Origin of the sequence: uncultured Phascolarctobacterium sp. (genome assembly GCF_934190775.1) — a bacterium.
In the GTDB taxonomy this organism is placed as follows: domain Bacteria; phylum Bacillota; class Negativicutes; order Acidaminococcales; family Acidaminococcaceae; genus Phascolarctobacterium_A.
The window spans coordinates 15339-31328 of the sequence record NZ_CAKPTG010000018.1; the positions used below are offsets into that span (position 1 = coordinate 15339).

15 protein-coding genes are annotated in these 15990 nt (G+C 50.8%); all 15 read right to left on the reverse strand.

What is annotated here, in order from left to right:
• Position 1: 1 nt before the first annotated feature.
• Positions 2–952, reverse strand: a complete 951-nt coding sequence (locus tag Q0G26_RS09405) for an MOSC domain-containing protein (RefSeq protein WP_293830106.1) — start codon at positions 950–952, stop codon at positions 2–4.
• Positions 937–1425 carry a cyclic pyranopterin monophosphate synthase MoaC gene (moaC, locus tag Q0G26_RS09410; RefSeq protein WP_210684559.1) on the reverse strand — a complete coding sequence of 163 codons (489 nt, stop codon included), beginning with the start codon at positions 1423–1425 and terminating at the stop codon, positions 937–939. Before moaC ends, Q0G26_RS09405 begins: the two co-directional genes overlap by 16 nt.
• 24 nt (positions 1426–1449) lie before the next feature.
• Positions 1450–2406, reverse strand: a complete 957-nt coding sequence (gene moaA / locus Q0G26_RS09415; protein ID WP_293830108.1) for a GTP 3',8-cyclase MoaA — start codon at positions 2404–2406, stop codon at positions 1450–1452.
• Positions 2407–2698: 292 nt separating this feature from the next.
• Positions 2699–4978, reverse strand: coding sequence for a molybdopterin cofactor-binding domain-containing protein (locus Q0G26_RS09420; RefSeq protein ID WP_293830110.1), 2280 nt, complete (start codon positions 4976–4978; stop codon positions 2699–2701).
• A 15-nt stretch (positions 4979–4993) separates the two neighbouring features.
• Positions 4994–5461 carry a (2Fe-2S)-binding protein gene (locus Q0G26_RS09425; RefSeq protein WP_293830112.1) on the reverse strand — a complete coding sequence of 156 codons (468 nt, stop codon included), beginning with the start codon at positions 5459–5461 and terminating at the stop codon, positions 4994–4996.
• The gene (locus Q0G26_RS09430) at positions 5461–6252 is read right to left on the reverse strand and encodes an FAD binding domain-containing protein (protein ID WP_293830114.1); all 792 of its coding nucleotides are present in this window, start codon (positions 6250–6252) and stop codon (positions 5461–5463) included. The genes Q0G26_RS09425 and Q0G26_RS09430 overlap by 1 nt, the downstream gene beginning before the upstream one ends.
• A gap of 987 nt (positions 6253–7239) precedes the next feature.
• A complete protein-coding gene (rbsB, locus tag Q0G26_RS09435) occupies positions 7240–8154 on the reverse strand; it encodes a ribose ABC transporter substrate-binding protein RbsB (RefSeq protein ID WP_293830116.1) in 915 nt (304 codons plus the stop codon).
• Between the two features lie 111 nt (positions 8155–8265).
• Positions 8266–9195, reverse strand: a complete 930-nt coding sequence (gene rbsC / locus Q0G26_RS09440) for a ribose ABC transporter permease (RefSeq protein WP_293830118.1) — start codon at positions 9193–9195, stop codon at positions 8266–8268.
• Between the two features lie 5 nt (positions 9196–9200).
• Positions 9201–10682 (reverse strand): sugar ABC transporter ATP-binding protein, encoded by a 1482-nt coding sequence (locus Q0G26_RS09445; protein ID WP_293830120.1) that lies wholly within the window; start codon positions 10680–10682, stop codon positions 9201–9203.
• 30 nt (positions 10683–10712) lie between these two features.
• The gene (gene rbsD, locus Q0G26_RS09450) at positions 10713–11111 is read right to left on the reverse strand and encodes a D-ribose pyranase (protein ID WP_293830122.1); all 399 of its coding nucleotides are present in this window, start codon (positions 11109–11111) and stop codon (positions 10713–10715) included.
• Positions 11111–11992 carry a ribokinase gene (gene rbsK / locus Q0G26_RS09455; RefSeq protein ID WP_293691331.1) on the reverse strand — a complete coding sequence of 294 codons (882 nt, stop codon included), beginning with the start codon at positions 11990–11992 and terminating at the stop codon, positions 11111–11113. The genes rbsD and rbsK overlap by 1 nt, the downstream gene beginning before the upstream one ends.
• 76 nt (positions 11993–12068) lie before the next feature.
• Complete coding sequence (locus Q0G26_RS09460; RefSeq protein ID WP_293830124.1) at positions 12069–13007, reverse strand: hypothetical protein; 939 nt, start codon at positions 13005–13007, stop codon at positions 12069–12071.
• Positions 13008–13011: 4 nt separating this feature from the next.
• Positions 13012–14763: a pyruvate kinase gene (gene pyk, locus Q0G26_RS09465; protein WP_293830126.1), complete on the reverse strand. Its 1752-nt coding sequence runs from the start codon at positions 14761–14763 to the stop codon at positions 13012–13014.
• Positions 14764–14778: 15 nt separating this feature from the next.
• Positions 14779–14973: a hypothetical protein gene (locus Q0G26_RS09470; RefSeq protein WP_021719883.1), complete on the reverse strand. Its 195-nt coding sequence runs from the start codon at positions 14971–14973 to the stop codon at positions 14779–14781.
• 32 nt (positions 14974–15005) lie between these two features.
• A complete protein-coding gene (locus tag Q0G26_RS09475; protein ID WP_293830128.1) occupies positions 15006–15986 on the reverse strand; it encodes an electron transfer flavoprotein subunit alpha/FixB family protein in 981 nt (326 codons plus the stop codon).
• Between the last annotated feature and the right edge of the window lie 4 nt (positions 15987–15990).

A 15990-nucleotide genomic window follows, 5' to 3' on the forward strand; every position in this document is an offset into this window, starting at 1 on the left:
CTCATTTTCTCGCACAGTCATGGGCGCTGCCCTTCAGGATACGCAGTCCATGCTCCAGCTGCGGCAATACGATTGCCAGTGCTTCCTCCACTGCTTTGGTGCTGCCCGGCAGATTCACAATCAGCGTCTGTCCGCGCACTACGCTCACGCCGCGGCTCAGCATTGCCCGCCGCGTAATCTTCAGCGATTCCGCACGGATGGCCTCCGCAATACCGGGCACATTGCGTGTAGCCACCGCCATTGTTGCCTCCGGTGTAACATCTCGCAGCGAGAGGCCTGTGCCGCCTGTAGTGATAATCAGATCAACCTGTCTGCTGTCCGCAAGGCGCACCAGCTCGCGTTCGATTTTCTTTTGAGCGTCGGGAAGCAAAACCTGCTCCACAATTTCGTAGCCTGCCTCCGCCAAAAGCTGTGCTGCCCGCGGGCCGCTGGTATCGACACGCTCACCCGCTGCACCCTTATCCGAAAGCGTCATAACCGCCGCACGCAAGGGAGCGTCGGCTGCAGGCAGCGTCACCTCCAGCTCCATGCCGCTGCGCAGAACGCCGCCATGCTCTACCGTGGCAAAAACACCCTCACGCGGCATAATGCAATCGCCCACACGTGCATAAATCGTGCAGTGACTGTGGCATTCCTTGCCAATCTGCGTCAGCTTCATCACTACTTCACCACTGCGCATGATGCTGCCTACCGGCAGCTTTTTGAAATCAATACCGCTTACCAGAATATTTTCACCGAAAGCACCGATAGCAGCATCACCGCCGCGTGCATTGAACTCATCTACCTTTTCCGCACTCAGCAAGCTCACCTGACGGTGCCATTTGCCGGCGTGGGCATCACCCTCAATGCCGAAATTTTCTTTAAGAACAATCTCATTAACAGGATGCTTTTCCGTACCCTTCTTTTCGCTTATACAAACAGCCTTGATTATACCCTTTATGCTTGCTTCCATACAAAATCACCACTCTTTCCGCCTGCTTTGCTCAGCAGATGCACATCTGTAATCACCATCGCCTTGTCCACGGCCTTGCACATATCGTAAATCGTCAGCAAAGCAATCTGTACGCCTGTCAGCGCCTCCATTTCCACACCGGTCTTACCCGTAGTCTTGACCAAGCATTGTGCCTGTACAGCGTAGCTGCCGTTTTCCGCCAACAGCTCAAAATCTACCGTGCACTTCGTCAGCTGCAGCAGATGACACAGCGGAATCAGCTCACTGGTGCGCTTGGCCGCCATAATTCCGGCAACACGCGCTACGCCCAGCACATCACCCTTGGCCATACTGCCGGCAGCAATCTTTTCATATATTTCCCTGCTTACGCAGATTTTTCCCTGAGCCACGGCAACCCTTGCGGTGTCAGCCTTATCGCTGACATCCACCATCAGCGCATTGCCCGCAGCGTCAAAATGTGTAAATTCACTCATCGTCTGCTCCTTCAAAGCCTGTATTTATCCGCCTATCTGGCTCATATTAAAGCTTGCCGCCTCCACCTCAAAGCTATGTCCCGCAGGCTTAGCGTAAATAATCTCCTGCATGGCCTGCAGCAAATCAGCATCACTTGCGCCGTCACGCAGCAAGCGCTTGAGGTTCATGCCCTCGTTACAGTAAAGACAAGGCTTCAGCATCCCCACGGAGGTAAGGCGCACCCTGTTGCAGACAGCGCAGAATTTATTATGCAGCGGTTCGATAAAGCCCACCGGCATTTTATAGCCGCCGATGCGCCAATAGCTTGCTGGACCGTTGCCGTAGCGCTGCGCGTCACGCTGCAGCTGTAAGCCTGCCTGTTCCAACAAACTGCGGATTTCGCTGCCGCTCAATCCTTTTAGATCAGTGTTGCATTCCAACGGCATCAGCTCGATAAAGCGCAGCGGTGCATTATACCTGTGTGCCAGCTTCAACAGCTGCATGATATCTGACAAACCGGCTTCCGCCAAGGGAACACAGTTCAGCTTGAACGGTATCCCTGCAATCTGCAGCTCCTGTAGTGATTGCAGCACGCTGTCCAGGCTGCCGCCGGTCAGCTCTGTATAATACGCCGCATCCAGCGTATCCAGGCTAACGTTGATGCTGTCCACACCTGCTTCAATAAGCGCAGGCAGCTGCTGCGCCAGCAGTGTTCCGTTAGTCGTCAGCGTCACCTGCTCTACACCGTCCAGCTGCTTCAGGCTGGCGATAAAATCACTGGAGCCCTTGCGCAGCAAAGGCTCGCCGCCGGTGATTTTGAATTTGCGGATGCCAAGCTGCAGCGCAGCGCGGCAAATACGCAAAAGCTCCTCGTAGCGCAAAATTTCATTATGCGGCACATGTTCGCTCACCTCCGGCCGGCAATAGCGGCAGTGCAGATTGCAGCGGTCTGTAAGGGAAATGCGCAGGTAATCGATTTTACGGTTGTATTGGTCGTACATATTGGTAATCCTTTTTTACGTGAATTGAAAATTGTTTACAAAGCGTGAACAAAGAGTATCCCAACCCTTCCGTCTGCTCGCTATGCTCGCATCCACCTCCCCTTTCAGGGGAGATATAAAGGTGTTGAGAAGTTCTAGATTTCGTTTCTCGCTAACTTTATATGCTCCCTGCAAGGGAGCTGTCATCGCCGTAGGCGATGACTGAGGGTTGTGCGTCACTCTCACACGAGAATAACGCCTGCCAAAACAAATGTGGTCTTGCAACCACATTTGTTTTCAGCTTATTAAAATCTTATTCTTCGTCAACACCCATAGCAATTTTTTCCGGGGTAATCGGCAGCGTCATAAAGCGCTTGCCGGTTGCCTGATAAATTGCGTCAGTAATAGCCGGAGCAGGTGTATTGATTACCAGCTCGCCCACGGATTTGGCACCGAAGGGACCGCTTTCCTCATAACTGCTGGCAAAATCAACATAGATATGACCGATATCCTCACGGCAGGGAACCTTATACTGCATAAAGGAGTTTTCGTAAATACGTCCTTTGGGACTGTAGGTTACATTTTCCATCAGCGCCATGCCGATGCCCTGCAGAATGCCGCCCTCGGTCTGCACCTTCGCCAGATGCGGATTAACCGGAGTACCGCAGTCAACAGATGCGTAGAAGTTCACTACCTGCGCTTCGCCTGTCAGCAAATCGGTTTCTACCTCAGCAACACCGGCCATAAACGGCGGCGGGGACAGCACGCTGTTCTGCTCCACGGTTTCTTCCAGAGCGATATCGTTGTTCACCATGGAAGCGGTAGCGATATCAAAGAGGCTTACAGCCTTGTCGCTGACGGTATCACGCACCTCGCGTCCGTCAAAGACAACCTGATCCGTGCCGCATTCCAGCAGACGTGCGCCCAGCTGGCAAATCTTGCCACGCAAACGCTGTGCGCAGATTTCTACGGCCTTGCCGGTAATATATGTTGTACTGGATGCGTAGGAACCGGAGTCATAAGGAGACGCGTCGGTATCCGCACCGAATACGGTAATGTTATCGTAATCACATTCCAAAACCTCTGCTGCCATCTGCGCCAAAACGGTATCGCAGCCGGTGCCCATATCAGCAGCACCAATCAGCAGAGTATAATGTCCCTCGTCGTTAATTTTGAGGGTAGCACCGCCGACGTCGCAGTAAGGAATGGAGCTGCCTTGCATTGCAATAGCTACTCCCATAGTGCGTACCTTGCCGTCAGGCAGCTGCTGCAGCGGGAACTTCTGCTCCCAGCCGCTCATCTCGCGTACCTGCTCCAGGCAGCGGTCAAGCGCACAGCTTGTATTGGGCGCACCATAATAAGCAGGCATAATATCGCCCTCACGCGTAATATTCATCTCACGCAGCTTAATCGGGTCCATCTTCAGGCGTGCTGCCAGCTCGTTCACAGCGGACTCTACGGCAAAGATGCCCTGAGGAGCACCGTAACCGCGATAAGCACCTGCAGCCTGCAGGTTGGTGTAAACTACGTCAAAGCCGAAGCGGAAGGCCTCGGTACGATACAGAGGAATAGACTTGTGACCGGAAAGGCCGACGGTCGTGGGACCATGCTCGCCGTAAGCACCGGTATTGGAAAGAGTATATAAATCAATCGCGCGGATTTTGCCTTCTTTGGTAGCACCAAGACGCACGCGCACCTCCATCTCGTGGCGCGGGCTGGAAGCTATATGACATTCGTAACGCGAGAAAATCATCTTGCTCGGCTTTTTTGTTTTCCAGGTAACAAATGCTGGATACATTTCGCTGACACAGCTCTGCTTAGCACCGAAGCCACCACCGATACGCGGTTTAACCACGCGCACCATGGTTTTGGGGATATGCAGCGCGTTTGCAATAATGCGGCGGCAGTGGAAAACAATCTGCGTAGAGCTGAGGACATTCAAACGGCCGTAGGTATCAATGGAGCAATAGGTTACGAAAGGCTCCATCATATCCTGCTGTACAGCCTTGGTATGCGTAGTCTGGTCGATAACAACATCGCATTCCGCCAGAATCTTATCAACCTCGCCATCCTCGATAACCTCATGGGCGCACAGGTTGCGCTTATTGTCGGCACCAACCGGGCAGTGAGCCTTCCAAGTATCCTCGGGATGCACGAGCACAGGGTTATCCAGCGCAGTGCGGAAGTCAAGCACTGCATCCAGCAGCTGATATTTTACTTTAATCAAAGACAACGCCTTGTCGACAGCCTTTTCCGTTTTGCCGGCAACAATCGCTACGATGTCACCCACAAAGCGTACATGACGGTCCAGCAGCAGACGGTCATAAGGACTCGGTTCGGGATAGGTCTGGCCTGCATAGGTGCAGCGCTCGCCGTCCTGGTCCACGTCCTCCCAGGTATAAATTGCTTCGATATCAGGCACCTTGGCTGCAATAGCGGTGTTGATGCTTTCAATAATAGCATTCGCATGCGGAGAACGCAGCACCTTGACAAGCAGGCAGTCGTTCGGCACCAGGTCATCGGTGTAGACAGGCTGGCCTGTCACCAGCTGCATAGCATCCTTTTTGCGGTAGGATTGGTTAACTATTTTCATCTGCAGCTCCCCTCCTTATGCCTGCGCCTGAGCTTTTTTCCAGGCGATAAAATTTTGGATACCGCGCAACTGTCCCTCATAGCCGGAGCAGCGGCACAGGTTGCCTGCCAGAAATTCTTTGATTTCTTCTTCCGTAGGCTCGCTGTTTTCACGCAACAGCGCGATAGCGTTCATAATCATGCCGGGGTTACAGAAGCCGCACTGCTCCGCGCCCTGGTCGGCAATAAAGGCACCGAATTTCTCTGCCTCCTGCTGCATTCCTTCCATCGTTACGATGCTGTGGCCTGCGGCACGCGCTGCCAGGATAGCACAGGAAAGCACCGGCTTATCATCCATAAATACAGTGCACAAACCGCAGTTGGTAGTGTCACAGCCGCGCTTTACGCTGTAGCAGCCTTCTTTGCGCAGGAAATCGAGTAAAACCGTATCAGCCTCCACCATACGTGTCAGCTTTTTGCCATTTAAGGTTAAGGTTATCTCCATCAGGCCTTACCTCCCAGTTCTGTTAAACATCTTGCTGTCAGCACCTTAATCAGGTGTGTACGGTACGCAGCACTGCCACGCGGATTTGTTTCCGTCGGCAGTAAACCGGCAGCATATTCCGCAAAGGCCTGCGCCTTCTCGGCAGTCATAGGCAGAGTTGCGAGCTGCTCGGCATCCTTCACCAGCGCAGCCTTTGCCGGACGTGCGCCCACTGCAGCCTGCACGCCTTCCTGCGTCAGCGCTGCCGCGCAGGTCAGCACCGGAAAATCGGTTTTGCTGATGCGCACAGATTTATAGCTGTAATGCGCTGCTGTCTTTTTAACGATAATGCGCACCAGAATATCTCTGTCATACGGCATATTCACAAAATCTGCCAGCGGCACAATACCGCCCTTATATAATTCCACATAGCTGTCCATCACCAAAAGCAGTGTCAGCACATCGGAAAAACCAAAGCGACCAAATACACTACCACCTACGGTAGCAAGATTGCGGAACTGTACGCCGACAATATGGCGCAGTGCCTCCTTATTTGCTCCCTCACTATAAGCAGTAAAGCCTTCATGCAGCTCCAGCTGGCGCAAGCTCACCATCGCACCGATGCGGAATTCTGTTTCTGTTTCCTCTATTGTATCCAGGCCAAGCGCCGACAAATCAATCGCCGTCTGCACATTACCCTTGCTCAGGCGCAGCCACAGCATACCGCCAAGCACGCGGTTGGGGCGCTTCTGGTTCAGCTGCCACGCCTCCTCCAGCGTTGCTGCCTGTTTATATTCACGAATTGTCAACATATACTGCCCTCCCATTCTCCTTGTATTGCATACTTATTCTATTATATTTTACCATATTTTCCCTATAATTGAAAAGAGAAAAAAATGCACATAGGCTCATAAGTTATCTGATTGAAAGAAAGTAAAAACGCCTTATGCATTAAAGTTAATAATACATAAGACGTTTTACTCAATGCTATATTATATTTACTTCCAAAAACGTTTTTGCTCTTATGCTGTCAGCTTAGAAGTCAGCTCGCGCACCTCTGCTTCCGAAACTTTGGCGTGACAGATGGTGAATCCCTTCTGCTCCCTTGACATTCTCCTGAATTTCAAGTAAACTTAACGTATGTTCTTCCAAAACTGCAGGTAACATTACGCTTCCAGCTACCTTACCTACGGACAAGAAAATAAGCAGTATATCCTGCAAATCTAAACTTTTCTGCAGAAGCTTAAGCAAGGCCATTTATATGGTACATTCTAAGAGTAGTACAAACTGACGATTTTTTAATCGCCAGGGTACTACTCTTTTTTGTTTTTAGCATCAAAAAACTGCTTATGTATTTTTTTATTCGCATGTGTTAAAATGAAAGGAGAGAAAATATTATCATCTTCATCTGTGTTTTTGATTTCTTTGAAAAGGGTAACTATGTCTACACCTTTAAAAAGCGCTGTCTGGAAAACTTGGAGCTGGAGCTTCCTGATGAAGCAACTACGATGCTTTTGAACACTAAGGGTTCGCATGGCGAAATCTCTAAGGATCTTAAAAAGCTTTTATGATTATGTAAACAATCACATTGTAACTACTGATTTCACTAAGCAGATTGACGATGAAATCAGTTACTTGAAACCGATACGAACTCTAAATAGTAAAGGCGTTCTACCGCAGTCAGGTAGAACGCCTTTACTGTGTTTTGCGTGCTATGCGAAGTGCAAAAAAACACCCCCACACCTTCGCGCAGGGGCATTTCATTTCAAGTTGTCAGGTTAACGTAAATTCAGCGGCAATTATTTCTTTTCGATGAGCTTCAGCGGAGCAGAAATCTTTGCATCTACCTTTTCGCCTTTAGCAGCCTTAACAGCTACTTCCAGACCTTGCTGGCCCATAACTTCGGGCTGTTGAGCGATAGTAGCGCTCATAGCGCCGCTTTCAACAGCCTTTACACCATCAGCAGTGCCATCAAAGCCAACGATGAAGATTTGCTTGCCGGCACTCTTAGCAGCTTCGATTGCGCCCAAAGCCATTTCGTCGTTCTGAGCGAAAATAGCTTTGATATCCGGGTTAGCCTGCAGCATGTTTTCTGCTACAGTCAGGCCCTTGCTGCGGTCAAATTCAGCAGTCTGTTTAGCAACAACAGTCAGCTTGCTATCAGCAATTTTGTGGAAGCCTTCGCCACGTTCACGAGCAGCGCTGGCACCGGGGATACCTTCCAGCTCAGCAACCTTAACTTTTTCGCCCAGCTTCTTAACGATGTAATCAGCAGCCATTTCGCCGCCTTTTACGTTATCAGAAGCAACTAGGCAAGCTACAGTACCCTGGTTAGCACTGCGGTCCAGGCAGATAACAGGGATGTTAGCCTTATTGGCAGCCTTTACAGAAGTAGAAATTGCATCGGAGTCAACAGGGTTAACCAGCAGAACGCTGATGTTTTGCTGCAGCAGGTCAGCAATATCATTAGCCTGCTTTGCAGGGTCGTTCTGAGCGTCAACAACCTTTACGGTTACGCCCAGCTCCTTAGCCTTAGCTTCTACGCCTTTAGCCAGGGAAACGAAGAACGGATTGTTTTGAGTGGATACAGAGAAGCCAACGGTGATTTTCTTATCGTTGCCTTTTGCAGCATCCTTCTTGTCGCTGCCGCCGCAGCCAACAATCATCATAGCCATTGCTACAATGCAGGTTAATACTAATAAAATTTTTTTCATGTGAGAAAATACCTCCCGGAATTGGAAATTGAGATGGGGACTAAAAAGCTTCACCAGCAGCAGGAAGCAGACGCCAAAGAACCGTTTGATGCTTCAGCGTCCGCAGCACGCTTAGTTTTTCTTTCTGTCCATCAGCACAGCCAGCAAAATTACTATACCTTTGACAACTTGTTGGTAAAAGCTGGATACGTTTAAGATATTCAGACCATTGTTCAGCGTACCGATAATCAGCGCACCGATAATAGTACCGAAAATGCGGCCCTTACCGCCGGAAAGACTGGTGCCGCCAAGTACTACAGCTGCGATAGCATCCAGCTCATAGCCAGTGCCGGCAGTAGGCTGGGCACTGTTCAGACGACTGGTAAGGATTGCGCCTGCCATACCGCAGAGGAAACCTGTCACGGTATAGGCAAATATTTTAATGCGGTTGATTTTGATACCTGCGATGAAGGAAACCTTCTCATTACCGCCGACAGCATAGGTTTTGCGTCCCAGCGGAGTTTTGTGCAGGATAAACCACAAAATGAAAAACATAATCAGCATCATAATAGCAGGAACCGGCAGACCGGCAACGTAGCCCTGGCCAAATTCCAGGAAGCGGTCATCCTCGGACAGGCTGCTGATAGGGTTGCCGTTGGTATATACCAGTGTCAGACCACGGAAAATGGTCATGGTCGCCAGGGTTGCGATAAAGGGCGCCACCTTGCCGTAGGTAATTACCAGGCCGTTGACACTACCCAGCGCTGCACCAATCAGGCAGGCCAGCACGATACCGAAAACAGGATCCATGCCGCCCTTGATAAAGCTGCCCATCAGTGCACTGGAAAGCGCCAGAATACTGCCGACAGACAAATCAATGCCGCCGGTTAAGATAACAAAGGTCATGCCAAAGGAAATCAAGGCATTGATAGAAACCTGACGCAGCAGGTTTTTCAGGTTGCTGGGGTCGATAAAGCTGCTGTTGAGGCAGGAAATGACCACGAACAACACGATGAGTCCGATTATGGAACCGGATTTTTTAAAGACTGCTTTTATATCCATTATTTTTATTGCCCTCCCGTTGCAAGTGTCATAATTTTTTCCTGGTCTGCTTCATCGCGCAGCAGTTCGCCGGCAATGCGGCCTTCGTGGACAACGACGATGCGGTCGCTCATGCCAAGTACCTCCGGTAGCTCCGAAGAAACCATAATAATCGAAACACCACTTGCAGTAAGCTCGTTCATCAGCTCATATATATCGCGTTTTGCACCTACGTCGATACCACGGGTAGGCTCATCCATAATAATGACCTCCGGGTGCATGCCAACCCACTTGGCAATAACCACCTTCTGCTGGTTGCCGCCGGAAAGTGCACCGGCCTCTAGGTTCAGGCTGCTGGTCTTTACGCCCAGCTTTTTGGCCATTTTATCGGCAAAATCATTAAGCACATTAAAATTGATGACACCGCTTTTGGCAAAGCTGTCAACACTCGGCAGAGCAATGTTGCGCAAAATGGAAAAATCCAGAATCAGGCCCTCAGTTTTGCGGTTTTCCGTTACGAAGCCCAATCCTGCGTTAATCGCGTCCTCAGGCTTGGTAATCTTCAGAGGCGCTCCCTTGAAAACCAGCTCGCCGCCTGCATGAGGATCAACGCCGAAAACGGCGCGCATGATTTCGGTACGACCGCTGCCCATGAGGCCGGCAAAGCCCAAAATCTCGCCCTTGCGCAGGTTAAAGTTAATATCATGGAAAACTCCCGGCTGCTCAAAGTGCTTAACCTCCAGCAGCACCTCGCCCGGCTTATTGCGGCGGTCGGGATAAAATTCCGTAATAGAACGGCCAACCATATCGCGGACAATCTGCTCCATGCTGTATTCCTTAACAGGCTTGGTTGCTACAGATACGCCGTCACGCATAACGGTGATGGTATCGCAGTTCTGCGTAACCTCTTCCATACGGTGCGAAATATAAACCATAGCTACACCGCGTTTTTTCAGTGAGCGCATAACCTCAAAGAGCTTTTCTGTCTCTCTTTCGGTCAACGCTGCCGTAGGCTCGTCCATAATAACAACCTTGGCGTCCAGCAGCAGGTTACGCACAATTTCCGTCATCTGCTGCTGTCCTACTGAGCATTCGCCCGCTTCCATATCCAGCGGCAGCTCAATTTCAATTTCACGGCATTTCTGCTCTGCCAGAGCACGCATAGCCTTAAAGTCCAGGATACCCATGCCATTGGTTACGCTGTGCATCAAAAACAGGTTTTCCAGAATGCTCAGGTTCGGCCAGATATTCAGCTCCTGATGGATGAAGGCAATGCCATAGGCTTCGGCCTCCAAAGGATTTTTGAAGCTTATTTCCTTGCCGTCGACAAAAATCTGTCCCTTATCCTGCTTGTGAATACCCGTGAGGATATTCATCAGCGTTGATTTGCCAGCACCGTTTTCACCCATCAGAGCATGTACCTCACCGCTTTTGAGCTTCAGGTCAACACCCTTGAGCACCTCATTGGAACCAAAGGCCTTATGGATATTTCTTAATTCAATCTCCATACTTTCCTTATTCCTACCTTACGCTAATTTTTAAAAGAAAACATTGCTGTGCAAAATTACATTGGCATACGGAGTAATTTCGCCAGTGCGGATAATGCATTTGGCATGCTTGGTTGCTTCCTTGAAGGCTTCGTGGTCTGCGTCGATAATCCACTGCTCTTCGGTAAAGAGCTGCTTCATAGCGCCATAGACAGCAGGATTTTTGCCTTCCATTTCCGCTGCAATTTCTACCTTTTCGATAACCATATTCTTGGCTACTTCTTCCACAACCTCCAAAAAGGAGGGAGTTCCCGGCTTCAGCGCCAGGTCGATTTTCTGCACGCCTGCAGGCACAGGCAAGCCGCAATCACCGATAACAATGGTGTCAGTGTGGCCTAAATCAGCCAGCACCTTCGCAATAGAGCTGTTTAACATTCCACCCTTTTGCATTATTTAAGCATCTCCTCTACTTCATGTAAATAAGGCATACCGCCCTGCGCTCCCAGCTTTTGTACCGAAAGAGCTGCGGCAGCATTGGCAAAGCTGATGCTTTCCTGCATGGATTTGCCATTTGCACGGGCAACGGCAAAGGCACCGTTAAAGGTGTCGCCTGCACCCGTAGTGTCAACCGGCTTTACCTTAAAGCCGGGAACAGTAATAACCTGGCCCTTTTCCGCATAGGCAACACCCTTGCTGCCCAGCGTCATAATCACCTTGCCCTGGTTCTGGTCAAGGATATCCGCCTTGCCCTTACCGGCAAACAGTGTTGCTGCCTCATGCTCGTTGGGAGTCAGATAAGTAATCTTATCCAGCAAAGCCTGCGGCACCGGAGCAACAGGCGCAGGATTCAGCAGCACCGGTACACCATGCGCTGCGCATTTTTCAATAACATAGGCATTGGTGGCAGCAGGAATTTCGTGCTGCAGCAGCACCATATCTGCCTTGCTGATATCTTCCCATGCTTCATCAATCAGCTCAGGGGATACCAGGTCATTCGCTGCCTTGATAACGATAATTGTGTTATCGTCCTCTGCAACAGTAATGTGAGCAGTACCGCTGTTTTCACCCGGCAGTACCTTCACATAGGTGGAATCAACATTGTTCTCCTTCAAAGCCTTCAGCACCAGTTGACCATATACGTCATCACCGATGCAGCCAACCATCATAACATCTGCTCCCAGACGGGCAGCAGCAACAGCCTGGTTGGCACCCTTACCGCCGGGGGAAACGGTCAGGCGGTTGCCGAAAATAGTTTCTCCGGGGTGCACCCAGCGGTCACATTCCACGGTAATATCAATATTACAGCTACCTACTACGACAATCTTTGACATATTTACAACCTCCTGTCTTCAGGATTATTACAGCAGCGTACTTTCTGCTATCACAGTATGTATCTGCTGTCTATATTTAGATTATTTTTTGTAATAACAAAGCATATTCGCCGACAATCAGATTTGGCTGCAGCAAATCCTTGAGCAGTGCTATCTGCTTGCGGCTCGTTTTTGGCATGGTCTGCTGCCAATAGGTTATGGCGAGCTGCAGCAGTCGCAGCAGCTCTTCCCTGGCGCTCTTGTCTTCGGCAGTAAGCTGCCACCAAAAGCTGTACCATTGGCGGAAGATGTCGGCATCGTCCAGCATCGCTGAGCGCGATACATTGGCCGTTACATCGCGCAGATGGCGCAAAAGCAGCTGCAAAAGCACAGCCTGCTGCTCAGGCTGTGCCATGGGCACGCGCCGCAGCAGCAGGCGATACAGAAGCGTCAGCTCCCTGTACATCCTGCAGGCCTTGTCAAAGCCATCCCAGCGTGCATAAACAACGAAGTGCAGCTGCAGCTGCTGCAGGCTCCACGCCCAACATTGCAGGTCCTGCTGCTTCAACAGCCAGCGCCCGGCCTCACGCAGCAAAAACGCTGTCTCCTCGCGCCACCGCCTGCGTGCCATACGCGCCGCCAGGTTTAGCCATTCAGCCATAAACTTCTGCAGCAGCTCCGTATCACCGGCGTGCGTCCGCAGCCAGCGCCGCGCCAGCAGCGCGAGCGCGGCGCGCTCCTCGCTCAAACGCCTGTCACACACAGCAAAGGCCAGCTGCAGCAAAAAGCTGCCGCCCTGCCTAGCCAACTGCGGATTAACCAGCAACTGCTCCAGGCGCAGCCTGCTTGCCTGCATCCAGGCCGCAAAAAGCTGCCGTTGCCGGTGGCGTAAGGCCACCAGCAGACAGCAGCTGATTGCTTGTAATGCTTCGTTATCTGCTGCTTCAGCAATAATACCCGAAAAAGCTGTGCAGGCGTTTTCTTCTCTGCCTTCGCGCAGAGCAACACATGTTTCTAAAATAAGTTCTGCTACCATATTCCTACAGGTTAATATCGCCTTCGTAAACGTCGCCGGAAACAGGATCAACCGTTACCACGAGTCCATCAGTCAGCTTTGATGTTGCCTTTTCCGCGCCTACGATAACAGGCAGGCCACAGGTTACCGCAACAATGGCGGTAGAAGATGTCAGGCCACCCTCTTCGGCGATAATCGCTGCTGCCTTGGCAGCAGCCTGCGGTACAAACTCGTCATTAAGCACATCAACTACAAGGACATCGCCCTTCTGCAACTTGTCCTTGAAGTCTGCTGCAGTGCGGCCTACGCAGATGCGTCCGGTGACAGTCTTGCTGCCGATACCGGTGCCGCTGAGCAGCTTGGTACCCACTGTAACCACCTTAATCAGATTAGTACTGCCCGGAGTACCGATAGGTACACCAGCAGTTATAACAACAGATGCGCCGTCCTTGATTACAGAGTGATGCAAAGCACACTGCAAAGACAGCTCAATCATTTCGTCAGTATTTGTGGAGTATGGCCCCAAAAGCGGCAGCACACCCCAATAAAGCTGCATTGCACGCACGCGCTCCGGCAAACGTGATACAGCAACAACAGTACACTGAGGCTTATATTTGGCAATCATGCGCGCCGTAAAGCCTGATTCCGTAATCGTAAGAATAGTATCTGCCTTGATCTCCTGGGCAATCTGCACAGTAGCATGGCTGATGGCATCGGTAGAATGGATGCGCTCGCTTATGCCCTTCTTCTGGAAGATATGCACATAATCAAGCGCATTTTCCGTGCGCACAGCAATCTTGGCCATCGTCTGCACTGCCTCCAGCGGATATTTGCCGCTGGCAGTTTCGCCGCTCAGCATAATAACATCGCTGCCGTCGAAAATAGAGTTGGCAACGTCGCTGGCCTCGGCACGTGTTGCACGATAGCTGTTAATCATGCTCTCGAGCATCTGCGTAGCCGTAATAACAGGCTTGCCTGCCTTGTTGCAGCGTGCAATGATATCCTTCTGCACCAGCGGTACATCCTCGGTCGGAATCTCTACGCCCAGGTCGCCTCTGGCAACCATAATGCCGTCAGATACACCGATAATCTCATCAATATGCTGCACACCGGCCTCGTTTTCGATTTTGGAAATAATCCCGATAGAAGAGCCTGCTTCCTCGAGCACCTTGCGGATAGCGAGTACATCATCGGCCTTCTGTACAAAGGATGCCGCAATATAATCCATATCATGCTCGACAGCAAAAAGAATATCTGCCCTGTCCTGTTCCGACAAGAACGGCAGCTTCAGCTCAATGCCGGGGCAGGCCACGCGCTTACGCGAGCTGAGCTCGCCGCCGTTGACTACCTTGGTATAAATTCTGCAGCCATCAATGCGTACAACCTTTAGGGAAAGCAGACCGTCGGCCAGCAGAATATTGCTGCCTATTTCTACCTCCTGCGGCAGGCCGGCATAATTGACGTGTGCCATATGGCGGTCGCCCAAATAGTCCTCGGTAGTCAGGCAAAAATCATCGCCCTCGTTCAGCTGGATTTTGCTTTCGGCAAACATGCCCAGACGCATTTCCGGCCCCTTGGTATCGGCAATCGTAGCGATTACCTTACCGGCCTCTTCTGCTGCCTGGCGCACCAGCTGCAGCCTTTTGCCATGGTCCTCATGGTTACCATGGGAAAAGTTGAAGCGTGCCAGATCCATGCCTGCCAGCATCATCTTACGCAAAAGCTCGACATTGTCCGTGCTTGGACCGACTGTACAGATAATCTTCGTCTTCTTCATCAGGACAGCGCCTCCTCAGTACTGAAACTTATTCTCGCACAAAACCTCATAGGCATCCTCTGCCTCCGAAACCGGCAGGCAGATTTCATAAGCCTTGTTATGCTTGCCTCCGGAACTTTTAAGCTGTACCAAAAAGCCGTTTTCCGTAAGCAACTGTTTTATTTTATTGGCTTGTTCCTCAGTGTGGGCAATATAAATTGTTTTCCACATACTAGAATGCCTCCTGTAAATCAGGTATCAAATTATGCCTTGTAAGCTTTGATTTTTTCAATCAGCTTCGGCAGAATTACGTTAACATCACCTACGATGCCATAATGAGCAACGGTGAAAATCGGTGCTTCTGCGTCCTTGTTGATAGCGATGATGATATCACTGTCCTTCATGCCGGACAGATGCTGGATAGCACCGCTGATGCCGCAGGCAAAGTAGATATGCGGAGTAACAGATTTACCGGATTGGCCAACCTGTTGGGAGTGAGTCAGCCAGCCCTCGTCAATAGCAGCACGGGTGCCTGCTACTGCAGAGTTTTCAAAGAGAGCTGCCAGCTGCTCGAGCACATCAAAGTTTTCTTTGCTGCCAAAGCCGCGGCCACCTGCTGCGATCATATCAGCTTCATCAATCTTAACAGCGTTTTCGCTGCTCAGAGCTTCTTTTTTAACCAGCTCAACGCGGCTTACAGCACCTGCTTCCGGAGTGAAGGCAATAACCTCACCGGTGCGGGTGTTGTCCAGTTCTGCCGGCTTGAACACTTTAGGACGTACAGTGCCCATTTGCGGACGGTTAACGTCGCAGATGATGGTAGCACAGATGTTGCCGCCCAGTGCAGGACGAGTCCAGGCAACGAGCTTCTCATCGGTTACATCAAGAGCGGTGCAGTCAGCGCACAGACCGGTATGCAGACGTGCTGCAACACGCGGAGCCAGGTCACGGCCGTCATCGGTAGCACCGAACATAATGGATGCGGGATCATATTTTTTAGACAATTGGCAGATAGCATCGGTATATAACTCGGTGTCATACTCTGCATATTTAGCATCCTCAATAACATAAACAACGTCAGCACCGGCAGCAATCAGCTGCTGCGGCAGCTCGCCTGCAGCAGCGGTCACCAGTACCGCACAGCATTTTTCCTCCAGCTTGGCACACAGCTCTTTGGCAGCGCCCAACAGCTCAAAGGTAACATTCATCAGCTGACCATTTTCCTGTTCAGCAATAACCCACATATTT